The sequence below is a fragment of the Calothrix sp. 336/3 genome (assembly GCF_000734895.2).
Lineage (GTDB): Bacteria > Cyanobacteriota > Cyanobacteriia > Cyanobacteriales > Nostocaceae > 336-3.
Genome location: NZ_CP011382.1, coordinates 5056061 through 5079762 on the forward strand (window position 1 = coordinate 5056061; position 23702 = coordinate 5079762).

General features: G+C 41.7%; 24 protein-coding genes and 1 tRNA gene. 14 read left to right on the top strand and 11 right to left on the bottom strand.

Features of this window, described 5'->3' with window-relative positions:
- Nucleotides 1–15: 15 nt before the first annotated feature.
- The 4 genes from IJ00_RS20995 (at nucleotide 16) to gmk (ending at nucleotide 4570) form a co-directional block, all read left to right on the top strand.
- Nucleotides 16–951: a DMT family transporter gene (locus IJ00_RS20995; protein ID WP_035156336.1), complete on the top strand. Its 936-nt coding sequence runs from the start codon at nucleotides 16–18 to the stop codon at nucleotides 949–951.
- A gap of 429 nt (nucleotides 952–1380) precedes the next feature.
- Nucleotides 1381–3072: an alpha/beta hydrolase gene (locus IJ00_RS21000; RefSeq protein WP_035156337.1), complete on the top strand. Its 1692-nt coding sequence runs from the start codon at nucleotides 1381–1383 to the stop codon at nucleotides 3070–3072.
- Nucleotides 3073–3530: 458 nt separating this feature from the next.
- Nucleotides 3531–3797, top strand: a complete 267-nt coding sequence (gene remA, locus IJ00_RS21005) for an extracellular matrix/biofilm regulator RemA (protein WP_035156339.1) — start codon at nucleotides 3531–3533, stop codon at nucleotides 3795–3797.
- Between the two features lie 173 nt (nucleotides 3798–3970).
- Nucleotides 3971–4570, top strand: coding sequence for a guanylate kinase (gene gmk, locus IJ00_RS21010; RefSeq protein ID WP_035156340.1), 600 nt, complete (start codon nucleotides 3971–3973; stop codon nucleotides 4568–4570).
- A 126-nt stretch (nucleotides 4571–4696) separates the two neighbouring features.
- Here the strand turns inward: gmk and IJ00_RS21015 are convergent, their stop codons facing one another.
- From IJ00_RS21015 to IJ00_RS21025, 3 genes are all read right to left on the bottom strand, one after another.
- Entirely contained in the window at nucleotides 4697–5191 is a 495-nt protein-coding gene (locus IJ00_RS21015; protein WP_035156342.1) for a photosystem I reaction center subunit XI, read from the bottom strand.
- Between the two features lie 220 nt (nucleotides 5192–5411).
- Complete coding sequence (gene psaJ, locus IJ00_RS21020) at nucleotides 5412–5549, bottom strand: photosystem I reaction center subunit IX (protein WP_035156345.1); 138 nt, start codon at nucleotides 5547–5549, stop codon at nucleotides 5412–5414.
- Nucleotides 5550–5663: 114 nt separating this feature from the next.
- Nucleotides 5664–6158: a photosystem I reaction center subunit III gene (locus IJ00_RS21025; RefSeq protein WP_035156348.1), complete on the bottom strand. Its 495-nt coding sequence runs from the start codon at nucleotides 6156–6158 to the stop codon at nucleotides 5664–5666.
- 318 nt (nucleotides 6159–6476) lie between these two features.
- On the opposite strand from IJ00_RS21025, the gene tsaD reads away from it, so the two are divergent.
- On the top strand, nucleotides 6477–7523 hold the full coding sequence (tsaD, locus tag IJ00_RS21030; protein ID WP_035156350.1) for a tRNA (adenosine(37)-N6)-threonylcarbamoyltransferase complex transferase subunit TsaD: 1047 nt from the start codon (nucleotides 6477–6479) through the stop codon (nucleotides 7521–7523).
- Nucleotides 7524–7606: 83 nt separating this feature from the next.
- On the opposite strand, the gene IJ00_RS21035 is transcribed toward tsaD, so the two are convergent.
- A complete protein-coding gene (locus tag IJ00_RS21035) occupies nucleotides 7607–8512 on the bottom strand; it encodes an alpha/beta fold hydrolase (RefSeq protein WP_035156353.1) in 906 nt (301 codons plus the stop codon).
- Nucleotides 8513–8732: 220 nt separating this feature from the next.
- Nucleotides 8733–9452 carry a hypothetical protein gene (locus tag IJ00_RS21040; RefSeq protein WP_035156355.1) on the bottom strand — a complete coding sequence of 240 codons (720 nt, stop codon included), beginning with the start codon at nucleotides 9450–9452 and terminating at the stop codon, nucleotides 8733–8735.
- A gap of 442 nt (nucleotides 9453–9894) precedes the next feature.
- Between IJ00_RS21040 and IJ00_RS21045 the strand changes: the two genes are divergently transcribed.
- The 4 genes from IJ00_RS21045 to prmC all read left to right on the top strand — a co-directional run bounded on the left by IJ00_RS21045 (nucleotide 9895) and on the right by prmC (nucleotide 12997).
- Nucleotides 9895–10428, top strand: a complete 534-nt coding sequence (locus IJ00_RS21045; RefSeq protein ID WP_035159425.1) for a GNAT family N-acetyltransferase — start codon at nucleotides 9895–9897, stop codon at nucleotides 10426–10428.
- A 140-nt stretch (nucleotides 10429–10568) separates the two neighbouring features.
- Nucleotides 10569–10642 (top strand) — tRNA-Pro (locus IJ00_RS21050).
- Between the two features lie 557 nt (nucleotides 10643–11199).
- Nucleotides 11200–12000 (top strand): Tic22 family protein, encoded by an 801-nt coding sequence (locus IJ00_RS21055; protein ID WP_035156357.1) that lies wholly within the window; start codon nucleotides 11200–11202, stop codon nucleotides 11998–12000.
- A gap of 100 nt (nucleotides 12001–12100) precedes the next feature.
- The gene (prmC, locus tag IJ00_RS21060) at nucleotides 12101–12997 is read left to right on the top strand and encodes a peptide chain release factor N(5)-glutamine methyltransferase (RefSeq protein ID WP_035156359.1); all 897 of its coding nucleotides are present in this window, start codon (nucleotides 12101–12103) and stop codon (nucleotides 12995–12997) included.
- Here prmC and IJ00_RS21065 read toward each other — a convergent pair.
- Nucleotides 12994–14016 carry a Gfo/Idh/MocA family protein gene (locus tag IJ00_RS21065; RefSeq protein ID WP_201782645.1) on the bottom strand — a complete coding sequence of 341 codons (1023 nt, stop codon included), beginning with the start codon at nucleotides 14014–14016 and terminating at the stop codon, nucleotides 12994–12996. The genes prmC and IJ00_RS21065 overlap by 4 nt on opposite strands.
- Nucleotides 14017–14502: 486 nt before the next feature.
- Here IJ00_RS21065 and IJ00_RS21070 point away from each other — a divergent pair, with 486 nt between their 5' ends.
- Nucleotides 14503–14796: a 2Fe-2S iron-sulfur cluster-binding protein gene (locus IJ00_RS21070; RefSeq protein ID WP_035156361.1), complete on the top strand. Its 294-nt coding sequence runs from the start codon at nucleotides 14503–14505 to the stop codon at nucleotides 14794–14796.
- A gap of 200 nt (nucleotides 14797–14996) precedes the next feature.
- Complete coding sequence (locus IJ00_RS21075) at nucleotides 14997–16037, top strand: agmatinase family protein (RefSeq protein WP_035156362.1); 1041 nt, start codon at nucleotides 14997–14999, stop codon at nucleotides 16035–16037.
- Nucleotides 16038–16052: 15 nt separating this feature from the next.
- Here the strand turns inward: IJ00_RS21075 and IJ00_RS21080 are convergent, their stop codons facing one another.
- The 4 genes from IJ00_RS21080 to IJ00_RS21095 form a co-directional block, all read right to left on the bottom strand.
- On the bottom strand, nucleotides 16053–16634 hold the full coding sequence (locus IJ00_RS21080; protein WP_035156364.1) for a CPBP family intramembrane glutamic endopeptidase: 582 nt from the start codon (nucleotides 16632–16634) through the stop codon (nucleotides 16053–16055).
- Nucleotides 16635–16711: 77 nt separating this feature from the next.
- Nucleotides 16712–17740 carry a DUF3326 domain-containing protein gene (locus IJ00_RS21085; protein ID WP_035156368.1) on the bottom strand — a complete coding sequence of 343 codons (1029 nt, stop codon included), beginning with the start codon at nucleotides 17738–17740 and terminating at the stop codon, nucleotides 16712–16714.
- 144 nt (nucleotides 17741–17884) lie between these two features.
- Nucleotides 17885–18067, bottom strand: a complete 183-nt coding sequence (locus tag IJ00_RS21090) for a hypothetical protein (protein ID WP_035156371.1) — start codon at nucleotides 18065–18067, stop codon at nucleotides 17885–17887.
- 71 nt (nucleotides 18068–18138) lie between these two features.
- Nucleotides 18139–18456 carry a 2Fe-2S iron-sulfur cluster-binding protein gene (locus tag IJ00_RS21095; protein ID WP_035156374.1) on the bottom strand — a complete coding sequence of 106 codons (318 nt, stop codon included), beginning with the start codon at nucleotides 18454–18456 and terminating at the stop codon, nucleotides 18139–18141.
- 284 nt (nucleotides 18457–18740) lie between these two features.
- On the opposite strand from IJ00_RS21095, the gene acnB reads away from it, so the two are divergent.
- Both acnB and IJ00_RS27245 read left to right on the top strand, forming a co-directional pair.
- Nucleotides 18741–21332 (top strand): bifunctional aconitate hydratase 2/2-methylisocitrate dehydratase, encoded by a 2592-nt coding sequence (gene acnB / locus IJ00_RS21100; RefSeq protein WP_035156378.1) that lies wholly within the window; start codon nucleotides 18741–18743, stop codon nucleotides 21330–21332.
- A 501-nt stretch (nucleotides 21333–21833) separates the two neighbouring features.
- Nucleotides 21834–22421, top strand: coding sequence for a pentapeptide repeat-containing protein (locus IJ00_RS27245; RefSeq protein WP_052754508.1), 588 nt, complete (start codon nucleotides 21834–21836; stop codon nucleotides 22419–22421).
- Between the two features lie 201 nt (nucleotides 22422–22622).
- On the opposite strand, the gene IJ00_RS29230 is transcribed toward IJ00_RS27245, so the two are convergent.
- Nucleotides 22623–22778 carry a hypothetical protein gene (locus IJ00_RS29230; RefSeq protein WP_168163515.1) on the bottom strand — a complete coding sequence of 52 codons (156 nt, stop codon included), beginning with the start codon at nucleotides 22776–22778 and terminating at the stop codon, nucleotides 22623–22625.
- 278 nt (nucleotides 22779–23056) lie between these two features.
- Here IJ00_RS29230 and clpP point away from each other — a divergent pair, with 278 nt between their 5' ends.
- Nucleotides 23057–23662 carry an ATP-dependent Clp endopeptidase proteolytic subunit ClpP gene (gene clpP, locus IJ00_RS21110; RefSeq protein WP_035156380.1) on the top strand — a complete coding sequence of 202 codons (606 nt, stop codon included), beginning with the start codon at nucleotides 23057–23059 and terminating at the stop codon, nucleotides 23660–23662.
- Nucleotides 23663–23702: the final 40 nt, after the last annotated feature.

Consider the following 23702-nt stretch of genomic DNA (forward strand, 5'->3'; position numbering starts at 1 on the left):
ACTCATCGTAAAACAATGCATCAAACCTCTGGAAACTGGCGTTTAGGGCTGGCATTATCCCTATTAACGGTATTTTTATGGGGAATTCTCCCTATTGCCCTATCTGTCACCCTACGGGTACTAGATACCTATACCCTAGTTTGGTTTCGTTTTCTTGCAGCTTTCGGATTACTAGCAATTTATCTACAAACCCAAGGGAAATTACCCACCCGCAAACAGTTACTCGCGACTTCTTGGCAGTTACTCTTAATCGCTACAGTTTTTCTTGCTGCCAACTATATTTTATTTCTCCAAGGTTTAGCTTTAACATCCCCTGCCAATGCTCAAGTTTTAATTCAGCTAGCACCTATACTGATGGGTTTTGGTGGCTTAATAATTTTTCGTGAGCGCTACAACTTGGTTCAGTGGGGTGGAATTGCTGTTCTTACTTCTGGCTTTGGCTTATTTTTTCATGAAAAATTATCTCAATCTAACACTATCTCTACAAGTTTGCCCAATAATCCCCATAATTATTTACTGGGTAGTGGTTTAATAGTTCTTGCCGCCATTACTTGGGCAGTTTATGCATTAGCCCAAAAACAGCTATTACAAACCTTGTCCTCTGCCAATATTATGCTGATTCTCTACGGAGGATGTACTTTATTGTTCACATTTTTTGCTCTTCCCCAGAGACTTTTCTCCCTTGATTTTTTTCACTGGGGAATGCTAATTTTCTGCGCCCTCAATACCCTAATTGCCTATGGTGCGTTTGCAGAATCTTTAGAACATTGGGAAGCTTCCAGAGTCAGTGCTGTATTAGCTATAACGCCAATTGTGACTTTATTCTCTGTTTGGCTAACATCCGTATTTTTGCCTAATTTAATATCTCCAGATAAATTAACTATTCCGGGAATTATCGGGGCTATCTTAGTTGTATTTGGTTCTATGTTAATTGCCCTAGGAAAACGCTAGTTCGTATTACTAATATCAGTGATTTTACGGCAAAAATGAATCTATTTATTTTCCCGAATGTTTATGTTTAACATACGGAAGCCGATGTTTTTTTTATTTGATATCATGGCTTATTGAGTGCAACACCACAGGAAAATTGAGATTTGTAACAAGATAAGACAAAGAAAAATGCCAAATTGTCACATTTGCGAACAGTTTATCTGTTAAATATCTAAAAGTCAGTGGTGTAGCGAAATCAATTGCATCAAAACATGAGCAGGAGTAGGGAAAATAGAGAATCAGTTTAACCACTGTTTTTCACTTGTTACTACTGGCTATGTGTTGAAAATATCATTCTGAGGCGCATCTTCAATTATCTAGAACCAGGTGTTTGCATTACTACCAAATTATCCGCCTCATCCCACAACATCACCTTTGTATAGTTGAGCGATGAAAAGTTTGTTTGGTACATGGAGCAACACCGTGCGTAAAAATTGGCTGTTGCTTGTTATCTCAATGCTGTTGCCCACCTTTGGAGTCAGTTATTCTGCTCTCACAGCGCAGAGAATTTACGCATCTTATTCTGCATTACAACGTTCGATTTCTGTCAGTACTTTGGAAAAATTTGCTGATACGGGCAATGTCTCTGATGACTTAGCAGTATACGCACAATTTCTGAAAACAGAACAATTGCAAGAATTACGTAGGGTTCTAATCAATCCGATTAAAGTGCATCCCGTGGCAGTTTCCCAATTTCTGTACACCCAACAGGGTGAATTTTTGTTGCAGCGTTTAGGGGAAGTGATTAAAACTGATTCACGGGAACAAAAACCGGGATTTCATGCTTTACGTTCGGCATTAATCCTGGCTGCAAAGGAACCCCAGGGTTTGACTTTGTTAAATATATTTAGAAAGTATCCTAGTGCCAGTATTCATATTGATTTAGCGCGTACTTTGTCGATTGCCGCAGAATTGGAAAGATTAGTTACAGAAACTGATCGGGCGATCGCCACGGTGAAGCAGAAGTCAAATAGTGAAGCTATAGATATTGCTGCATCTCTGAGTTTGGCTCAATTACCTGATATTCGTCGTCAAGGTTCCTTTGCTGTTCGCAAACAGACATTAAAATTTCTGGATCGCGGACGCTTATTAATGACAGATATCTACCTACCCAATACTCGTACACCAGCGCCAGTAATTGTAATTTCCCACGGGATTGGTTCAGATAGTAGTAACTATGCTTACCTGGCTAATCATTTAGCTTCCCACGGTTTGGGTGTAGTTGTTCCTAACCACCCAGGAAGTGATACCAAACAACTGCGATCGCTACTTAATGGTAGTGAAAGTGAGCTTGCCCAAGCTGAAGAGTTTTATCATCGTCCCATGGATGTAAAGTACATCTTGGACAAAATAGAGGCTGATCCACAATACAAAGGACGCTTAAATGTTCAAACAGTGGGAGTTTTTGGACAATCCTTTGGTGGTTATACAGCTCTTGCTCTGGCTGGGGCAAAAATTAACTTCACTCAACTGCAAAAAGACTGTAACCCCAAAGCACTCAAAGAAACCTGGAATGTATCTTTACTGCTTCAGTGTCGCGCAGCAGAACTCCAAACGCGCAACCCCAACCGGGAATACAGCTTTCGAGACACCAGAGTTAAGGCAGTTATAGCTGTCAACCCCGTTACTAGCAGCATCTTTGGGCAAGAGGGATTAAGTGAAATTAATGTTCCTGTGATGATGATGGCTAGTAGTGATGATACTGTAGCCCCAGCGCTATACGAGCAGATTCGTCCTTTTTCTTGGATTCAATCTACCAACAAGTATCTGGTGCTACTGACGGGTGCAACCCATTTTTCTGTGATTGGCAACGGTAAAACCAATGCAGGGCAAATTGGATTACCTTCTGAGGTTGTAGGTGATGACCCTAAGCAGGCTAGGAAGTACGTCAATACCATTAGTTTGCCATTCTTTCAGACCCATGTCGCAGGCGTATCCCAATACTCCCCTTTTCTGAATGCAGCCTATGCTCAAAGTATTTCTACTCAACCTATGGGGATGAGCATGATTCAGTCACTCAATAGTAATGATTTAGCAAGGGCGATCGCCCAAAATTCCACTTGGAAGCCGATGAACAAGTAAGCAATGATTTTTATCATCGCCTTCCTTCGGGTAGGCGAGAGGCTTCTTTTCACTTCACCTAATCATTAAGAATTAATCAGACTTTCAATAGTTATTGTTATAAAAAATAACTGTTACTTATATTTTTTACCTTTTATGGTGATCAGAAATCTATAATTGTATTTTTTATTGATTTTTTAAGTCTTATTTATTACCACCCCTTGATTTTAACCACATATTTTCAGGCTTTTTGCAGCAAATTACATAACATAAGTATCAATTTACCTGTATCCTAAGAAGGATTTTTTGTCGCTAATTCCAAAAAAATCTTAAAAAAGTAACTAATATTTAAAATTCCGAGAAAGCATCCTTTTTATCGTTGTAAGTCTAATTTTTTGGGGATAACATGGGAAATAGTTCCTTACTGAGACGTGATGATTCACGTTTCATGCTCACACTGCGTTTGGCATCAGTTTTTTATGGACATCCAGCTAATCAACATCGGTTTTGGTAACATCGTGTCTGCCAACCGAGTCGTTGCCATTGTCAGTCCAGAATCTGCCCCCATCAAACGGATAATTACCGATGCTAGGGATAGAGGTCAGTTAGTTGATGCGACCTATGGTCGTCGTACTAGAGCGGTGATTATCACTGATTCTAGTCATGTTATTCTTTCAGCCATTCAGCCGGAAACTGTAGCAAATCGTTTTGTTCTCTCTCGTGAACACCATACTGTAGATAATTAAAGTGGGGTGGGAGATACCCACCCTATTTTTGCTCTATTCGCAGTAATATCTGAATAAGGATAATTTTTGTCACTGACGTTACTAAATTCCTTAGTTAAGACTTCATGTTGCAATGCAACAGAAAGCAAATGACTGAGGAATAATGTGTATATATTAATTTACAGGTTGAGCGGATGATGCAAGTCTTACCGATCCAGAGTGCTGCTACTACCACCAAAAATCCATCTGTAGGCAGACTAATTGTATTGACCGGTCCAAGTGGTGTTGGCAAGGGAACTTTAATGCGATCGCTACTTCGATGTCATCCGGATCTATATTACTCCGTATCTGCCACTACCCGCTCTCCTCGTCCTGGAGAAATTGACGGCAAACACTACTACTTTATCACTCGTAGCAAGTTTGAAAAGTTAGTGGCGGCTGGAGAGTTTCTGGAATGGGCAGAATTTGCAGGCAATTATTACGGTACCCCGAAGGAAGCCGTATTTAATCAGATTCAATCTGGTAAGACAGTTGTACTAGAGATTGAACTAGAAGGGGCAAGACAAATTCGCAAGTCCTTTCCTGGAGCTTTGAGTATTTTCCTATTACCCCCAAGTTTTGACGAATTAGAGAAGCGAATCCGTGGTCGGGGACAAGATGCAGAAGAGGCGATCGCCCGACGCTTACAACGCGCTCAAGCAGAAATTAATGCTGCCAATGAGTTTGATTTACAAATAGTCAATGATGATTTAAATGTTGCCTTGCAATCTATTGAATCCGCTCTATTTGTATAAAAAGCTATCTTCATAGTTGTCAATATTCAACAACGAACAGAGGAGTGAAAGAAAGTGACTACCTACCTTCACTTCTCTGTTGTCTGTCATTAGATATTTTAGTCACAAATGACTAGTAACTAATGATTAACCTAACAACCCTCGGATTAATTCTAGGTTGATAGTTAGGAAATAAGCTGTGATAGCTCCACCAATACCACCAACTAAGAAAGCACTGGCAAAATTATTCCAACCTTCCTTAGAAGTGAAAGCATCGGGAACTGTGGGTACTGTGACGCTAGGCAAAGCTTTACCAGGATTGCTATTAGCATATAGGGATAAGCAAGCTGTCAGAAGTACAATTAAGCCAGCAGCTCCAAATAATCCCACTAGGTCAGAATTAGGTGCATTCCGTAGGGGTCCTAGGAGAGAGAAAGGACCGAAAAGTAAGTAACCATGAGCCATACCAACTTCTAATCCCCGTCTGAAAGGTGTCAAGCCAGGGCGATAGGCTGGTAAGTTACCAATGAACCATTTAATTACAGGAGAAGAGTTAATCGGGGTTTCTAAATTCCCTAGCTGTGGGTCTCCTCCCAGTGGGAAAACAACTTCTGCATTTCGAGGATCTGTTGATTGCGCCATATTTTATGTCCGCCTCTCGATAATATGATGGCAATTTTTATATTAATAATAATCTTGAAAAAAGATGATTTTTGATCACAAAACTTAGAAAAATTAATTATTAGTAATTTCTTGATTTATGCTATGACAGCTTCAGAAAAACCATATTAGTAACCAGCAGTTATTTATGAATAAAATCACAAATAACCACCAGTTACGAGCTACTGCCTATGGTTTGAGATTATGGCATGGGATGGAATAGTAAATCGGGGAAGAAACGATTGAATTCAATTAAAATGCCTGCGGTGATAAACAGCCAGATGGTTGTAATCACAGGAGCAGTGCTGAGAAACTTCACAAAATAGCTTTGCTTGTCCATGGAAAATCTCCAGTTTTCAAGGAAATAAATATCAATCAAAGGCTAGAAATTATGGGGAATCAACTTGATAGGCAAAATTGTGCAATTTTGTTATCTGGATTCCTCAAGGGATGACTAGCGAGGTGAAACGGTAATTTCAGAATCGTCGGCAGTCAATTCACCAGAAACTAATTCCTTCAGAGCAGCTGCGGGCCAAGCAAAACCAGATAGCATCAAGGGCAGAGCCAAAGATACATCGATTTGAATTTCTTTTTGTTCGGCATCTGAACCTTTACGGATAGCAATCAGGTAAGCACGACCTACCCAACCAATCCAACCTGTGATGTAGAGGAAGAGTACACTGGGGATCAAGAAATCACCAGCACGCTCTAAGCGACCATCAACAATTAGGTGAGGCAGACCTTCTGGACCACAGAGGGCTTGAGAATAGCGTTCAAAGCGCTTTTTCCCAGATTCGGGGTCAGCAGTGGTGTTCCGAGCAGAAGCGGCTCTTTGCTGGAAAGCAGGAGAATCGCTGCATGGTACTAAATCGGCTCCTAAAGCTTGCGCGGGAGGAGCGAAATTGAACCAAAGACAAACGGCTAAAATTAGAGCAAACAAACGTCCCATGGATTGTTTCCTTTTATTACGAAACAAATATTTATTTGTACAAAACGAAGCGGCTTGTACAAGCATGATTTGCAGAACTAGGAAGTCATGATACTCTTGCCTGGGAACTGAGTAAAGTTGAAGTAAATAAAAGTTAAAGCTTCTAAAACAAGTTCTTGGGCAGGAAATCACTCAAAAGTGGGTGTCCAGTCGTGAGAAATCCTAGGTGAGTAGCACAGAAGTAAGAGGTGAGAAATTAACTAAAGTTGGCTAGTAAAATAGTTACTTCATCTGACTCCAGCACCTTCCACCCTCAATACCCAGCAACCAGCACTCACTATGACAACCGTTTTAGCAATAGAAACCAGTTGTGACGAAACAGCTGTAGCAATTGTTAACAATCGCAAAGTTTGTAGCAGTATTGTTACGTCGCAAATTTCTGTACATGGGCAGTATGGGGGGGTCGTGCCAGAAGTGGCTTCTCGTCAGCATTTAGAAGTGGTAAATCAGGCGATCGCCCAAGCTTTGGAACAGGCTAATCTTGGTTGGCAAGATATCGACGGTGTTGCAGCTACCTGCGCTCCGGGATTGGTTGGAGCATTGTTAGTAGGGTTAATGGCAGGAAAAACCCTTGCTATGCTGCACAATAAACCCTTTTTGGGAGTACATCACCTGGAAGGGCATATTTACGCTAATTACTTGAGTGAGCCAAGTTTAGAACCTCCCTTTCTCAGCTTACTAGTTTCTGGAGGACATACGAGCTTAATCCATGTCCAAGATTGTGGTGTATACGAAACTTTGGGAACAACCCGTGATGATGCTGCTGGGGAAGCCTTTGACAAGGTGGCACGCTTACTGAAATTGGGTTATCCAGGGGGACCAATCATTGATAAATTAGCCCAGGAGGGAAACCCCCAAGCCTTTCGCCTCCCGGAAGGTAAAGTTTCCTTGCCCCAGGGTGGTTATCATCCCTACGATGCCAGCTTTAGTGGTTTAAAAACGGCAGTACTGAGATTAGTACAAAAGTTTGAAGCAGAAAATCAACCAGTTCCTGTGGCTGATATTGCCGCCAGTTTTCAGGAAACCGTTGCAAAAGCCTTGACAAAGAGAGCGATCGCCTGTGCTTTGCATCATAATTTGTCGGCGATCGCTGTGGGTGGAGGTGTCGCGGCTAATAGTGCTTTGAGAAGTCATTTACAAGCAGCAGCCAGCCAACAACACATCCGTGTCTTTTTTCCACCCCTGAAATACTGTACCGACAACGCTGCTATGATTGCCTGTGCTGCCGCAGAACACCTCAAAATGGGTGACACTTCATCTTTTTCCCTTGGTGTCCATTCTCGGCTTTCTCTGAGCCAAATCAGAGAACTCTATACATTAAGCTAGATGCATAATTAATTGCCGAGGAGAAACCCTCCAGCTTTTCACAAGCTAGGCGAAGTAACTATAAATTTCTCTCGATAAATTTCCTAGAAATGCTGTAAAACTAGCCGACTAATTTCAGTAGCAACAGCATCGGGTTGCTCCAACATGGCAAGATGCCCACATTCTGGAATTTCAATCACGTTTTCACCGCAATATTGAAATGTGGGATGAAAACTGGCTAGATGGCGGACATATTTCGGTTCCATCACCTTATCTTCCGCTCCTGCCAAAAAATATACAGGTTGCTTGAGCTGTGCAACTAATTGCGGAAGACGGTTAATTTCTTCCTCTGTCGTTGAGTAAAGCAGCGTTCCCAGGGCAGCTTCGGGATCGGCAACCACAAAGTCTATCACCCGTTGACGCGCCCAGTAACGAGCTAAAGGACGAGCGACATGATTTCTAGTAAACAAAACGTCAATCCAGGGAACTTGGCTTAACCATCGAGGACGAACTTGGAGAAATCTCTGACCAACGGTACGAAAATGCTCAAAAGCTTCCTTGAGATAAATACCGCCTCCAGCATTAATACAAATAACTCCTTGGACTATTTCTGGAAGTTTTGCTGCTCCCCAGAGGGCGATCGTTCCTCCTAAGGAATGACCTACCAACCAAGCACTTTTGATATGTAATTTCTCTAACAACTCTGCCAAGTCTTCTGCATAGGCAGATGGAGTATAAACCGATTCCGATGGATTGATTGTAAACTCACCTTCCCTCAGGGATAGGTCAAAATCATCACGAAAATTTTCTTCTACCTTGGGCTGAGATTGACCAAAACCCCGTAAATCATAGGATAAGCATTGAAAATCTACGGATAGACGTTCAATCAAAGGTTGCCAGTACCCACGGCTATTTAGCCAGCCATGGATGAATATCAAGGTCTGAGGATAGGAGGAAGGAGCAGTCAGGTCGTAGGAATGGGAAACGCCTGATATTTCAATGTTCGCCATACTTTTATCCTAACCCTAAGGTAGGCGATGACAAAAGCAGGTAAAAGCTTGAGTTTTTTTGTATTATTTTTAACTTTACATCAATCAGTAAAAATTACCTGCTCCAGAAACTACGGCAACCTGAATTGAAAGTAATACCCCATCCCTAACCCTTCCCCGTATGCGAGAAGGAGAATCCAAGATTTTTTCATATTTCCTGGTGTATGCAATTCATGATTACCTATTTACCCATTAGCCTTTGTCGGACTCCTTCAGCAATTTTATGCCCTAAATATTCGGGAATCAGGCTCTCATTTGGTCCCAAAAGATAAAGGATTAAACGTGTACGTCCCCGCCATACCAGTAGATTGGCATTGACGACTAGTAAATCTTCCTGCCAAATCGCGTACATCACTTTATAAAACAATCCTGGTTGGCTATCTGCTTCAATTACTAGAGCTGGTAGGTGAAATACTGGATCTACATAAAATTCAGTTTGAACCTGCTCCAAACCCGCATCCAAGTTGAACTCTACCGCGAGCATTTCTTCTACCTCAAACCGCCCTGCGAGGGCTTCTCGCACAGCACGACAGACATTCTCTGCGGTTTTTTCACTGAGAGCTTTATTTCCACGGGATACTAGAAGCTTAATGAACACCAGCATCGGTGGTCTAATTTGACCATACAAACTTAAACCATGAATTGTGAGCCCATAGGCTGCGAGAACGCCAAAAATATCACTGAGAAGAAAAGATTGGTTACGGTAGGCAAAATGCAAAGCACTTTTACTACCTTCCGGTTTCAATTCAATGACAGCACGTTTTGTTTTATACAGGCGGTATGCTAGTCGCAGATTTTGGAGTTGAATTTCACTACTGACAAATTGCTCATAAAATTGCGGGAACGCTCGATTAAAGCGCTTAAGAAGTTCCAGTGTCGAAGATTTTAAACCAGAAGCCATCGTTGGGGATCAGACTCGCTTGCTGTCATTAAAGTTACAGCGTTTTCAGAGGATAGACATCAGAGATGTGGGATTTTAGGAGAAAGTAAAGCTGTAATCATCAAATGGATTAGCTGTTTGATTCTTTCCTTACTCACTATCGCCCAAATCACAGACTGTAATATACTTAACCTAAAATTGCCATTTAACCGAGTAAGTGTTATTTATAATTCACCTTATCGATTGTTTCCTTTTGGTGAATTTCTCCTAGCCTTTACCACAAAATGCTAGAGTTGAAAATGATTAATGTCAGATAAGCGCCCATTGGTCTATGCCTTCAAAACCACCCTGAAGACTCGAAATTGACTGAGGTTTCAGGATTATGATGGTTAATGCCCTTAAGCGCCAATCTTTAATTTTTCATTGCCAGCCAATTCAGTTATACTACCCAAACCACGGTAGCATGGGTTTTTGGAAAACTTGGTTTAGTACGTCTGAAGCTGTCGCCACAACTAAAGCTGCTTCCCTAGAGGAGCTGAGGTTAGATGGTGCTGCTAATCCTAATTCTGCAAATTTAGAGACTCGTATTGTTTTCAGTACGGAGCGGGATATTGATTTATATGAGCTTGAAGAACTATGTGATGCTGTTGGTTGGTCACGCAGACCATTAAGAAAGGTGAAGAAAGCCATTGAACATAGTTTCCTGGTCGCCACGATGTGGCAAGTTCGGGGAAGCAAGAAACGTTTAATTGGTTTTGCCCGTGCCACTTCAGACCATGCCTTTAACGCGACTATTTGGGATGTGGTAGTACATCCGGACTTTCAAGGAAATGGTCTAGGAAAGGCAATGATGAAATATATGTTGAGAAAACTTAGAAGTGAGGAGATTAGTAATGTGACTCTGTTTGCTGACCCTCATGTTGTCGATTTTTACCGAGGTTTAGGCTTTATGTCTGATCCAGAAGGCATAAAAGGGATGTTTTGGTATCCACAGTAGGAATCAGGACTGCTTCACAAAACGTCATCTAAAATGGCTCCACTGATGTTTTTACATCGTTTTCGTAGACATAAACTTTTACTCATGCTATGATTGCTATGGCTTTATGGTTTTTACAAAACTTATAGGAGTCCAGTAGTCGGGATGTAGCGCAGCTTGGTAGCGCGCCTGCTTTGGGAGCAGGATGCCGCAGGTTCAAATCCTGTCATCCCGATTGATAAAGGAAAAATAAAAAACCTCAGACTGATTAGATAGTTTGGGGTTTTTTATTTATTTCATAAGAAGATTAAATGTCTCAGAAAACCTGCTGATTCGGTGAGGAAACTATCAAGCTACTGATATTTTTTATGACTCTCAGTTTGGGTATTTTGCGAAGTATGAATAATTTTGTATTTATATATTTCTTTGCGAATACAAAATTAGAGGGCTAGGAGCCGAATCTGGGTGAGGTTAATGTGTAAATCAACCGTGTAAAAAAATACATCTGTGTGGGCATTGACAAGCGGAACGATTTTATTCTGGGGTCGTCATCCATCACAGAGAAAAGCAATAGAATGGCATTTGTTATCTCACAGGTTAAAAAAACTTTTTCAGCCTGGGAGTAGAATCCAGCAGGCATCTACGATTTGTAGTTAATTAAGATAGCAGTATTGACAAATTCAGGTTGATGCAGTTGATAAGTAACAGCTTTTATATCGCCAGAGCTTGTTAATTCTGTCTAAATCCAACCGGAAGTTTTCATTTGATGAAGTTTTGATGCTAGGAGAAGTCATGAAATCATTGGTTCGCTGGGGCGCGGTTTTAGGGTTTGTGGGGAGTACTTTGGTAACGACTGTCGTTAGTGGTATTGCCCCAGTGCTAGCATTACCTGAGCAACAAATTAAGGAAAAGCTGGATACTGTTCCAGTCTTTTTGATTACGAATGACAAGGGTTTACCCCTGAGTCGTCCTCTCAAGGATAAGAATGGCAAAGAGAATGGTTCTGTGACTGGTGTTTACATGAGTAAGCAAGACGCACAATCATTTATCACGGAGTTGCGCAATGTCAAAGATAAAGACCCGAAGATGACGGAAATGGTAAAAAATCTTCAGGTGACTGCTGTGCCTTTGGGTTTAATTTACCAACAATTGCAACAAACTAAAAATCAACAAAACCGTTTGGTGTTTGCATTTAAGCCCGTGGATCAGGAGGTCAAAGGGGCGATAGAATTGCTGAAGGCAAGTGGTCAGGACGTGAAGCAATTTAAGAGCGTACCAGTGTTTGGGGTGAGGTTTGCTCCTGACAAGGGTTATGTACCAATTAAATTAGGAAGTGAGAATAAGGACTATATTCCCTTGTTTTTGAGTAAGCAAGATGCCCAAAATCTCTTGAGTCAGGTGAAGCCAAAATTCCCGAAAGCGGATATTCAAGTAATTGATGTGGATGGGGTAATTAAAACTTTGCAGGATAAAAATGAGGATTGGTTAAAGCAAGTGATATTCTTCCCGTCAGCTGAGGCAAGACAGTATTTGCAAACTTTGCCTAAGAATAATGCTCCGAACAACTCTAATCCTCCTGCGAAGAAAAAGTAAAGTTTTGATACCATTTTGGTGGTGCGATCGCTAAATCCTATTTCTTCTAGGATTGAGTGATTGAAAATATGAAATTTCCATCCGAAATGGTTGTGTGTAGATGGTAGAGCAACAGTCAGAGCTGGTTACGGGTTTAGAGATATGGTTGTGGTGGAAGCAAGCAATCTCAGAGGCGATCGCCAATAATATTCCTGTCGCTGAAGTAGACTGGCTGTTGCAAGAAGTTGCTGGATTGGAACCTTTAGCAATTCGTTTGCAATCTTTTAAGGATGCTCACCAAATCCAGCTATCTTTACCGATGGCAAAATTGGCAGCAGGTTGGCACAGACGAATCCATGAACGATTGCCTGTGCAGTATATTACTGGAGTGACTTCCTGGCGACGATTTCGGATGGAGGTGTCACCGGCAGTTTTAATTCCTCGACCGGAAACTGAGTGTTTAATTGATTTAGTGGCTGAGGTTGCCGATCGCCAAGCAGTAGCAAATTGGGTAGACTTGGGTACCGGCAGTGGAGCGATCGCTCTCGGTTTAGCAGAAGTGTTGACAAAATGCCAAATTTATGCAAGCGAATATTCTTTAGATGCATTGGCGATCGCCAAAAGGAATGCCATAAATGCGGGTTTGGGCGATCGCATTCATTTTTATCAAGGGGATTGGTGGCAACCCTTGGAATTTCTTCGAGGGCAAGTTGGGGGTATGGTATCGAATCCACCCTATATTCCCAGGGATACTGTATTAACGCTGCAACCAGAGGTGACAAACCATGAACCTCATTTAGCTTTGGATGGAGGAGAAGATGGTTTAGATTTTATCCGTCATCTGATTCATACTGCTCCGGATTATTTAGCTTCTGGGGGTATCTGGCTAATTGAGATGATGGCAGGGCAGGCAGAAGTCGTGAGAGACTTGTTAGGGAAGCAAGGAAACTATAGAGATATTGAAATTCATTCTGATTTGGCGGGGATTGAGAGATTTGCCCTTGCCTATAGAATTTAATTTAGAATTAATTGACTCCTGTTCTCTACGACTGCGGTTAAGCCAGTTTCGGCAGAGCGGCGGGCAGCATCAGCAACTTTCAGGGTATAAAGACTTTGTTCTGGGGTGATATATAAAGGTGTGCCGTCAAATAGGCAATCTAATACCATTTTGGTATCTTTAAGAAACATTCCCCGACGACTACCGACATCAATAGATATAGTTTCCCCATCATGAATTAGTTTACCAGAATTAACTTCAAAAATTAACCCACCTTTTTCCCCGTGAACTTCAAATTTACGCTCTGCTTGCCATAGGGTTTCCCCTTTCCCATAAATTACTTGCCCTAATAATCCATTGTGGAAATTCAATTGGGTGACACAGAAGCAACTTTGGTAATAATCAGGTTCCGTTTGCCAGAAGCGGTAGTGACAATTTACCGTTAACACTTCACCGAATAAATCGATTAAACGGTGGAGACGGGAAACTGCGGCAATCATCGGAAAACCGAAAAGTTCGTGATTATAACTCCACTTGCGGGGGGCAGGATGTTGGGGGTTAATGGTGTTGTAGCGGACGTAGAATACTTGTCCTAACTCTGGTAAATATTTTTGTAGGGCTTGGTGAGTACCTGTCAAAATTTCGATATGTTCAACATGGAGGAGGAGGTTTTGACTACGGGCAAGGGTGACAATTTCTGATGCTTCTTCCACATCTAGGGAGAGGGGGTATTCAATCACAACGTGTTTCCCGTGGGTAAGTGCTGCTTTGGCGATCGCCCCATGATCGCGGTTGACTGTGGAGATAAAGATGACATCCAGATCATCCCTAGTAACTAACTCCTGCCAGGAATTTACCACTATACATTCATATTCCTGGGCAAAATCGGCGGTTTTGACTGGATGATGTCCGACAATAGCAACTAGGTGCGATCGCCTATCATTAAGCAACGCTTCTGCACGCAACTTTGCTGCATATCCAGTACCCACCAAACCTACTGATACCTTCCCTCGTTTCAAAGCTGCTTCCGAGATATACATTATTCACCACCATCTTGCTACTGCGTTAATCACCATAACCGTCTCTGTACTATATAAGCTATTAGTACAGATGCTACCCTGGCAAAAATCTATTTTGGCTGATGCTGGGGAAAGAAAAAGGGTAAGGGTTCAACTATTCCTTTCACCTCCACCCTATCTTTGTTCTTTGACTTGCTGAATATTCATACTATGAGTCGGGACGACATACTAGGCAATCTATAGATATATTGATTTTTTGCAGTAGAACTATAAATTTATTTAATAGTCTAGATAGTTATTATCCTGTTTCATAACAAAAACTTATCGTGACGAAGCAACTAAATTTCATTACTAATCGCGTTAAAAATTCGGTTACATACTCTACTTTTTCTCGTAGTATCAGAAGTGAAGCAAAATTATTTCGACGGCTATTCCATGGAAGAGCCGTACCTATCCGTTTAGCTTTACTTATTACTGACCGTTTCCTGTAAAAGAGAGGATAATACAATGGCAACTTATAAAGTCACACTGGTTGGAGATGGCGTAGATACCACAATTGATTGCGATGACGATACCTATATTCTAGATGCTGCTGAAGAAGCAGGTTTGGATCTACCCTACTCCTGTCGTGCAGGCGCTTGTTCTACCTGTGCTGGTAAAATCACCAAGGGTACCGTTGACCAATCTGACCAGTCTTTCTTAGATGATGACCAAATGGAAGCTGGATACGTTTTAACTTGCGTAGCTTACCCCACTTCTGATTGCACCATCCAAACCCACAGAGAAGAAGAACTCTACTAATCCCGAATATTTTCCAGATTAGTCTCACAGACAAAAAAATAAGCAGCACAGTCAGACAAAAATTTGTTAATCTGGCTGCTTATCACCTACTTTGGCAAAAAGTCTAATTTCATATTAAGCAGGAACACCCAGGTTGTGATGTTCCTGCTTTATCATTATTGAGAAATTGTTATCTTCACTTTTTGCTAAATCTAAATTTTATGGGTAATCTCCAAGACTACGATCCTAGTGCTGTGGGCGAGCTAAATGGTAATCTGTTTGGTTTACCATGGGATGAAGTATCGGCAAAGTTGATTGTCTTTGCTGTACCCTGGGAAGTAACCGTTTCCTATGGTGCGGGTACTGCTCAAGCTCCTGAGTGTATTTTAAATGCCTCAACCCAGTTAGATTTATTTGATTTTGATCATCCTGATGGTTGGAGGCAAGGAATTTTCTTTTCAGGCATTCCCCAGGAAATTCTAGAGAAAAATGAGTACTACCGTCAGCAAGCTGCAACAATTATTCAAAGATGGGCAGAGGGAAAGTTGCTCACGGATGCACCAGATTTAACCCCTGTACTGACAGAGATTAACCAAGCTGGTGAACAAATTAATCAATGGCTATGCACCCAATCCCAAGCAGCGATGAGTCAGGGGAAACGGGTAGGAGTAATTGGGGGTGATCATAGTTCACCTTTGGGTTGCTTTCAAGCTTTGGCAAAAAAATATGATGATTTTGGGATTCTTCATATTGATGCCCATGCTGATTTACGGAATGCCTATGAGGGTTTTGAATTTTCCCACGCTTCCATTATGTTTAATGCGATGAAGATACCACAGATTTCTCGCTTAGTCCAAGTGGGTTTGCGGGATATTTGCCATGATGAAGTGGAGATGATTCGTGAATCCCATGGACGAATTGTTGCTTATTATGATGCCGCAATTAAGGAAAAACTATATTCTGATGGTACTTGGATTGACTTATGTCGGGAAATGATTAGTCATCTACCCCAGTATGTACATATTAGCTTTGATGTGGATGGTTTAGACCCGAAACTTTGTCCCAATACTGGTACACCTGTTCCTGGGGGATTGGAATTGGAGCAAACTTTTGCTTTGTTTCGAGAATTGGTGAAGAGCGATCGCCAGATTATTGGTTTTGATGTCTGCGAAGTTGGGAATGGGGAATGGGATGGCAATGTCGGAGCTAGAATTGTCTTGAAATTGGCGAATTTAATGGATTTGTCGTTTCAGAAAAAATAGCTACTTGCTTGATATTTAGATTCTGCCGATTTTCCACATATAGCTAGAAATCACATTCGTAATAATGTGGGCAACTATGGGTACTAGTAGATTACCACTGAGAACAGCACTATAACCCAATACCAAACCGATAATAGTTGCCCAAATTACGTATGCCCATTGTTGGGAGCCACTGAGGTGTAGAATACCAAAACAGAGGCTAGAAAGAATGACAGCAAAGTGATCGTATCCTAGGGCAGGTATCATCACTCCACGAAACAGTAATTCCTCACTAATTCCTGGTAATATTCCTAACCAAATTAAATCTGGAATCACTAAGGGCTTGAGAACTATGTCTAAATAATAGTTAGCACTTTGGCGGTAGGGTAAATAATACTGGTAGGCTAAACCGCTAAAACCAGTGATGCTTAAACCCAAACCTAAACCCACTAGCAAATCTTTGATATTCCATCGCCAAGACATCAGGGAAACCTGTCCCAAGTTTAACCAAATTTTGGCGACAATCCAGAGAGCGATCGCAGTCACTGCCATTGCTACTAATACTTGGGTGCGACTCAGGTAGTTAACTTCTGGATCTTGGTTGTGATGTTGCGTCACGGTTTTTTGGGGAAAGTGAGGGATAAACGAGAAAGGTTTAGGAAAAAGGGTGTGGTTGCTCAACTCTTCCCTATTACCTAATTCATCATAGACAAATGATTTACACCAGCTTTGTGAGCTGCTAATACACCGATTGCCTCTAAATATGAGTTTACCTGGATTGCTTTGATTCCTAAAGGTGCAGCAGGTACTTGAATTTTTGTAGAATTTTCCTTAACTGTAATAATTTGGCATTTTTGGGAACTCAAGCTGAGTAGGGCACTACTGCCGCAGGCATCAGCAGGTATAATTACTGCATCGACTTGGTTTGCCCAAATGTCTCCAGGCTGGGGAAATTCGTGATTCTCGCGGAGAATAAACTGTGGGGCAGAACTTAAGCCGACAAGTACACATGGTAGAAAAGTATAACCTATTTCTTCGGCGGCAGAACGGGGAGCGAGGTCGATTTCTGGGGGTGATGGGGCGATCGCCGGCGCATGGGCGCAGGGAATACGAAATTGACGGACAATTAAATGGCTAATGACTGCTTCTGCTCCCGCAATTGGATCCACTCCCTTGCCTTGTCGGTAATTGGCTGCCAGGATAGGATTAATCTCATCGGGAAATCTCGCAACAACGGCGATCGCCTCTGCACCTTGATGAATTAATACCTCGGCAGCACGCAATAAACTGTCAGGATTGCCAATACTGCCCCAACTTGCCCCGGAATCCGATACCCGTAATTCTACGTTTAAGGCTGCATCAGTAATTACATGATTAATAATTGATAAGCCCAGGGTAGCCCTGGCAGCATCTGCAACCTGTAGGTGTCTGAGCCTTAACTCCGGTTCTATGGCTTGGTCTAAAATTAAACCTAACTTATTGTAATGAACAGGACGCAATCCCCAGTTACCAGCCGCAAATTGGTCTAACCCGTATCCTTCAACGTAGAATGTGTTGGGTAAATTCCAATACAAACTGGCTCCATTCATGACATTGGGATGGGTAATAAGGCGATCGCACACCTGAGATACAGCTTTTGCAACAGGTAATGCATCTCCTGCATAGCCACCGATAGCCGCACCAATACCAGTAGGTACAATTAAAATCGCGGTGTAAATACGCATGATGACTCTGCTTGATTATCCAGTGAGGAGTCAGAAATGATTAGTATGATTTTGGTAAAAGCTTTGTTATCTCATCAAAAACCAAATTGATAAAATAACTCCTACCCAAATACGTCAATTTCTCACTTCTCACTTTTCACATGATTATTCTGCCGGAGAATTAGTCACCACTGCTTCCACAGTTGCCTTTTGTGCAGTTTCATCTACAGCAGCGATCGCCCAGCGTAGAGGTTCACCTTGTTTTTTTAACTCCGCTTCAATAGCTTGTTGTAGCTCCGTAGGATTTTCGTGTAAATCGATTTCTACCGCAATAAAATGTGTCGTCATCACCAATCTCCTTCTCGATAAATTAACTTCTGACAAAACTCAGTATTAAGTTACTGAATTCCAAGAATTTACTACTTACCAAATTGCTTTTGATAAACTACTTCTTCTTGGTCAGTTATTATTTTCAAATCCGAACGAGGGTAAGCACAACAAAGCAACACATAACCCTCTTTTTGTAAATCAGGACTAACACCCATACCTTCACTTTGGTCTACTGTACCACCATTGGTAATTTTCGCTGCACAAGTAGTGCAAACTCCAGCATGACAGGAGGCAGGTAATTCCAAGCCTGCGGATTCTGCTACTGATAATATAGTTTCATTCTCAGGAACCTGAATTGTCAGATTTTTGCCTTGATGGTTGATTTCAACGGTATAGGTTTGAGCCATATCTATAAAACAAATGCTATGCGGCAGACAAATGCAATATTTTAACTTAGAAAAGGGTATTCAGCCAGATTTTGTGACTAGAAAAAGAGTTATCCTCAAACCTCTTTATCCTTAGCAATATTTGGCGATACAGTGATAATTATAAGTCTTTGGTTGACCAACACTAAAGAAAAAAACTCAGTGCGCGTAAATCACATCTATCGATACTGATCAAACTGAGTAGCGGCAAAATGAGCAAGTGATTGTAAACACTAAAGAATTTTTTGATTGACTTTGGAGTGAGAATGCTGGAATCGTACCGCCAACAGGTTGAAGAACGGGCAAGCCTGGGAATTCCCCCTTTGCCACTAGATGCAAAACAAACATCTGAATTGTGTGAATTACTGAAAAATCCTCCCAGAGGAGAAGAGCAAACCCTGCTGCAATTGTTACGAGATAGAATACCACCAGGTGTTGACCCTGCGGCTTATGTGAAAGCAGGTTTTCTCACAGCGATCGCCAAAGGCGAAATATCTAGCCCTCTAGTTTCCCCCATCGTCGCAGTTGAGTTATTAGGGACAATGCTAGGAGGTTACAACGTCGCCTCTCTGATTGAACTACTCAAATCTCAAGATAGCGGGATTGCTGCCGCAGCGGCTAAAGCCCTATCTCACATTACCCTAGTATATGATGCCTACCATGATGTCATAGACCTCGCAGCTAGCAATTCCTACGCTCAACAAGTTGTAGACGCATGGGCTAATGCTGACTGGTTCACCTCTCGCCCCAACTTACCGCAAAGCATCACCGTCAGCGTTTTTAAAGTCCCTGGAGAAACCAACACCGACGATTTATCCCCCGCTCAGCACGCTACAACCCGCCCAGATATACCTCTACACGCTTTGGCGATGCTCGAAACTCGTCAACCGGGAAGTTTAGCAACCATATCCCAACTCAAGCAAAAGGGGCATCCTGTTGCCTATGTGGGTGATGTTGTCGGTACAGGTTCTTCTCGGAAATCGGCAATTAATTCTGTGTTGTGGCATATGGGTAATGACATCCCCTTCGTACCCAATAAGCGCGCCGGGGGTTACATCCTAGGAGGAACCATCGCACCCATCTTTTTCAATACTGCTGAAGATGCAGGTGCATTACCCATCCAGTGTGATGTCACCAAGATGGAAACTGGTATGGTAATTACCATATACCCCTATAAAGGTGAAATTACCAACGAATCTGGGGAAATTATCTCTACTTTCCAACTTAAACCTGATACCATCCTGGATGAAGTTCGAGCCGGTGGACGTATCCCCCTATTAATTGGACGTACTCTCACCGATAAAACCCGCACAGCCTTAAATCTACCGCCCAGCACCCTCTTTGCCCGTCCCCAACCACCTCAAGACACAGGTAAAGGTTACACCCTCGCCCAAAAAATGGTTGGTAAAGCCTGCGGTTTACCCGGTGTTCGTCCAGGTACATCCTGTGAACCTATTATGACTACTGTCGGTTCCCAAGATACCACAGGACCCATGACCCGTGATGAACTCAAAGAATTAGCTTGCCTCGGCTTCTCGGCAGATTTAGTCATGCAAAGCTTCTGCCACACCGCAGCATATCCCAAACCCGTAGACATCAAAACCCACGCTGAACTCCCCGACTTTATCGCCCAACGAGGTGGTGTTGCCCTGCGCCCCGGTGATGGTATTATCCACTCCTGGTTAAATCGGATGTTACTACCCGATACAGTTGGTACTGGTGGTGACTCCCATACCCGCTTCCCCCTGGGTATTTCCTTCCCCGCAGGTTCCGGTTTAGTGGCTTTTGCCGCAGCTTTGGGGGTAATGCCCTTGGATATGCCAGAATCGGTTTTAGTTCGCTTTCGGGGAGAGCTACAACCCGGTATTACTCTTCGGGATATTGTTAATGCCATTCCCTACGTTGCCATTCAAAAAGGCTTATTAACAGTCGAGAAGAAGAACAAAAAGAACATCTTCGCTGGGAAAATTCTGGAAATTGAAGGTTTACCAGATTTGAAGGTGGAACAAGCCTTTGAACTTACCGATGCTTCCGCCGAGCGTTCCTGTGCTGGCTGTACAATTAAACTCAGTGTAGAGACTGTTTCTGAATATATTAGCTCCAATGTCTCACTACTGAAAAATATGGTAGCCAGAGGTTATGCTGATGCTCGAACTATCATGCGTCGTGTCGCCAAGATGGAAGAGTGGTTGGCAAATCCAGTATTAATGGAGGCTGATAAAGATGCGGAATATGCGGAAATCATCGAAATTGATTTAAACGAAATCACCGAACCCATCGTTGCCGCACCTAATGACCCTGATAATATCAAGCTACTTTCAGAAGTGGCAAATGATCCCGTACAGGAAGTATTTGTTGGTTCCTGTATGACTAATATCGGACACTATCGTGCTACTGCCAAGGTATTAGAAGGTGCTGGTAAGGTGAATGCACGGTTATGGATAGCACCACCTACAAGAATGGATGAAACCCAACTGAAAAAAGAAGGGGTTTACGATATTTTTGTGGCAGCAAATGCACGCACTGAAATGCCGGGATGTAGCCTTTGTATGGGTAATCAAGCCAGGGTAGAAGATGGTACAACTGTGTTTTCTACCTCGACAAGAAACTTCAATAATCGTATGGGGAAAGACGCCCAGGTTTACCTCGGTTCCGCAGAATTAGCCGCAGTTTGTGCCCTGTTAGGAAGAATCCCCACTGTTCAGGAATATCTGAAGATTGTCGGTGAGAGAATACAGCCCTTTGCTGAAAATTTGTATCGGTATTTGAACTTTGACCAAATATCAGGATTTGAGGATGAAGGTAGGGTAATTAGCAAGGAGGAAGAAGCGAAGATTTTAGAAGTGAGTATGAAGTAGCTTTGAATAAATGTAGTGGAATAACACAACTAAAATGATGTGAAAGACTATTCGGTGCAATCCAGATAAATCATAGATTTTTTATCAGTTTTTTATGCACCAAACTAACTGTCTCAATCCACTACATTATTAATTTAATCGGATTCCTAGTTTGTGGAACTGACAAATAATGGATAAATAGATATTCTGATATTTGTAGTATTTGACTCTATTTACTATAAATATCAGATATTAATCGGTTCATTTGCAAAATCTATCGAAAATTATGTAACTGAAAAGTAATTATTCTGTCTTTTCTGTTACATATTGCCCTTGATTGCATAGAAAAGACTCGAAATCCTTAGTTGATTCAGGACACCGAGCCATATATAAATATTCATCTATAATCCTAGCAAACTCGTTGTTGTTTGTATCTGGATTATAAACTGCATTTGGTGTCACTTGAGAATTGCGAAGTTTTACAGAGTCTTTTCATCTCTGAACATAAAAGGAGAAGGAAGGATGATTGACTTGTCTCATAAAGATTTAAGCGGTAAAAATTTGAGTGATTGTGATTTTCATCAAGCAAATATGATTTCAACAATACTTAATGGTTGTAATCTGAGGAATAGTAATCTTAAAGGTGCAAATTTAACAAATGCTGAATTAAGAGGTTGTGATTTAAATAACGCATCCTTATGTGGTGCAATATTGGTAAATACAGATTGTAGTGGTTCTAATTTTTGTGGTGTCGATTTTGCCGGAGCCTCTCTAAGGGAAGTAAATTTGGAGAATACAAATCTCTTCGATGCAAATTTAAAGGGAGCTATTTTTCACTGTTGCAGAGGATTGACGAAAGAGATGAAGCTAGTGCTGAAAAAACAAGGTGCGATATTGAATGATGCTTTGATTACAAAAGATAGCTTTGTGTGGTGGATACAAAATGTTTTGTTACCAACCATTGCAGTTCTTACTTTTATTATAGGTAGCAACGGCATTATTGATTTATTCAAGCCATCAAACACTAATAATTCAAATTCACAAACTTCCAAAGAACAAAATATAAAGATACCTCTGCCATCTCCATCCGAAGCAAATAACAAACTTTAACGGGTGTATACCAGATTTTATTTCGCACCAATTTTGAGGGCAAGGTTCCGAGAATATATACTGGTGCGCTTTACCCTGAGATTTTTATCCCCAAAAATGCAGAAACCTGGTTTTTGTGCCGCAAACAGAACGGAAAAACCAGGCTTCACTATAATTTGTACATAGTTCCTATTGATAAAATCTGTAAACTATGAAATATTGTTACTGGAGAGAGCGTAACAAAGAACTAGCCACAGGGGAGGGTGTAGTGCCTAAGGTCGGTTCAGCCTTACTGTTCATAGCGTTACTGGGTGTAAGACCGGCTATCAAGTGAAGTAAGAAAGTGATGATAGCAGCTTGGATAAGTTTTTCTAACATAGCGGACTCCTCTCACAGCTTGGATATTTTTTATATAAAGATAGGCAAGCATCAATGCACCTCTTAATATTGATCTACCCCTTGGGGGTGATGTAATCCGGATAATCGCTTGTAAAATCCCTGACAAAGTTATAGTACCTTGACAATATCGCTTCAGCAAGGCTGTTAACCAGATAATTTACTTGATGTCTATTCCAGAAATTAGTTCCGTGGGATTGATTCAGCAATCAGCCGTGGTAATCGATAAAATGTAAGTAAATTGACTACAGGTAGGCTGCATGATTCCCATCGTTATTGAACAATCAGGTCGAGGCGAACGTGCCTTTGATATCTACTCACGCTTGTTACGTGAGCGTATCATCTTTTTAGGACAACAAGTTGATAGTAATTTGGCTAACCTGATTGTTGCTCAGTTACTCTATCTAGATGCTGAAGACTCCGAGAAGGATATCTATATGTATATCAACTCTCCCGGTGGTTCAGTCTATGCAGGTTTGGGCATATTCGACACCATGAAACAGATTCGTCCTGATGTTTGTACTATCTGTACAGGGTTAGCAGCTAGTATGGGAGCTTTTCTTCTCAGCGCAGGTACAAAAGGTAAGCGGATGAGTTTACCCCACTCCCGAATTATGATTCACCAACCCCTTGGTGGTGCCCAGGGGCAAGCTGCTGATATTGAGATTCAAGCTAGAGAAATTCTTTACATCAAGTCTCAGCTCAACAATTACCTAGCAGAACATACAGGTCAACCTTTAGATAAAATTGCTGAAGATACAGACCGTGATTTCTTTATGTCACCGGAAGATGCCAAAAACTATGGTTTAATTGACCAAGTAATTGACCGTCATGCCGTTGGTAGTCGTCCGATGACAGTTGTGTAAATGGTAATGGGTAGTGGGGAATGGGGAATAGATAAAACAT

Bases quoted from the DNA above. Each gene is read 5' to 3' on its own strand.
- IJ00_RS21035 (WP_035156353.1), bottom strand. From the start codon at position 8,512: ATGGCGAACATTGAAATATCAGGCGTTTCCCATTCCTACGACCTGACT.
- remA (WP_035156339.1), top strand. From the start codon at position 3,531: ATGGACATCCAGCTAATCAACATCGGTTTTGGTAACATCGTGTCTGCC.
- IJ00_RS21015 (WP_035156342.1), bottom strand. From the start codon at position 5,191: ATGGCGCAATCAACAGATCCTCGAAATGCAGAAGTTGTTTTCCCACTG.
- psaJ (WP_035156345.1), bottom strand. From the start codon at position 5,549: ATGGACAAGCAAAGCTATTTTGTGAAGTTTCTCAGCACTGCTCCTGTG.
- IJ00_RS21065 (WP_201782645.1), bottom strand. From the start codon at position 14,016: ATGTATATCTCGGAAGCAGCTTTGAAACGAGGGAAGGTATCAGTAGGT.
- gmk (WP_035156340.1), top strand. From the start codon at position 3,971: ATGATGCAAGTCTTACCGATCCAGAGTGCTGCTACTACCACCAAAAAT.
- tsaD (WP_035156350.1), top strand. From the start codon at position 6,477: ATGACAACCGTTTTAGCAATAGAAACCAGTTGTGACGAAACAGCTGTA.
- IJ00_RS21090 (WP_035156371.1), bottom strand. From the start codon at position 18,067: ATGACGACACATTTTATTGCGGTAGAAATCGATTTACACGAAAATCCT.
- IJ00_RS21070 (WP_035156361.1), top strand. From the start codon at position 14,503: ATGGCAACTTATAAAGTCACACTGGTTGGAGATGGCGTAGATACCACA.
- clpP (WP_035156380.1), top strand. From the start codon at position 23,057: ATGATTCCCATCGTTATTGAACAATCAGGTCGAGGCGAACGTGCCTTT.
- IJ00_RS21040 (WP_035156355.1), bottom strand. From the start codon at position 9,452: ATGGCTTCTGGTTTAAAATCTTCGACACTGGAACTTCTTAAGCGCTTT.
- IJ00_RS21075 (WP_035156362.1), top strand. From the start codon at position 14,997: ATGGGTAATCTCCAAGACTACGATCCTAGTGCTGTGGGCGAGCTAAAT.
- prmC (WP_035156359.1), top strand. From the start codon at position 12,101: ATGGTAGAGCAACAGTCAGAGCTGGTTACGGGTTTAGAGATATGGTTG.
- acnB (WP_035156378.1), top strand. From the start codon at position 18,741: ATGCTGGAATCGTACCGCCAACAGGTTGAAGAACGGGCAAGCCTGGGA.
- IJ00_RS21085 (WP_035156368.1), bottom strand. From the start codon at position 17,740: ATGCGTATTTACACCGCGATTTTAATTGTACCTACTGGTATTGGTGCG.
- IJ00_RS21045 (WP_035159425.1), top strand. From the start codon at position 9,895: ATGGGTTTTTGGAAAACTTGGTTTAGTACGTCTGAAGCTGTCGCCACA.
- IJ00_RS21095 (WP_035156374.1), bottom strand. From the start codon at position 18,456: ATGGCTCAAACCTATACCGTTGAAATCAACCATCAAGGCAAAAATCTG.
- IJ00_RS27245 (WP_052754508.1), top strand. From the start codon at position 21,834: ATGATTGACTTGTCTCATAAAGATTTAAGCGGTAAAAATTTGAGTGAT.
- IJ00_RS21055 (WP_035156357.1), top strand. From the start codon at position 11,200: ATGAAATCATTGGTTCGCTGGGGCGCGGTTTTAGGGTTTGTGGGGAGT.
- IJ00_RS20995 (WP_035156336.1), top strand. From the start codon at position 16: ATGCATCAAACCTCTGGAAACTGGCGTTTAGGGCTGGCATTATCCCTA.
- IJ00_RS21025 (WP_035156348.1), bottom strand. From the start codon at position 6,158: ATGGGACGTTTGTTTGCTCTAATTTTAGCCGTTTGTCTTTGGTTCAAT.
- IJ00_RS21000 (WP_035156337.1), top strand. From the start codon at position 1,381: ATGAAAAGTTTGTTTGGTACATGGAGCAACACCGTGCGTAAAAATTGG.
- IJ00_RS29230 (WP_168163515.1), bottom strand. From the start codon at position 22,778: ATGTTAGAAAAACTTATCCAAGCTGCTATCATCACTTTCTTACTTCAC.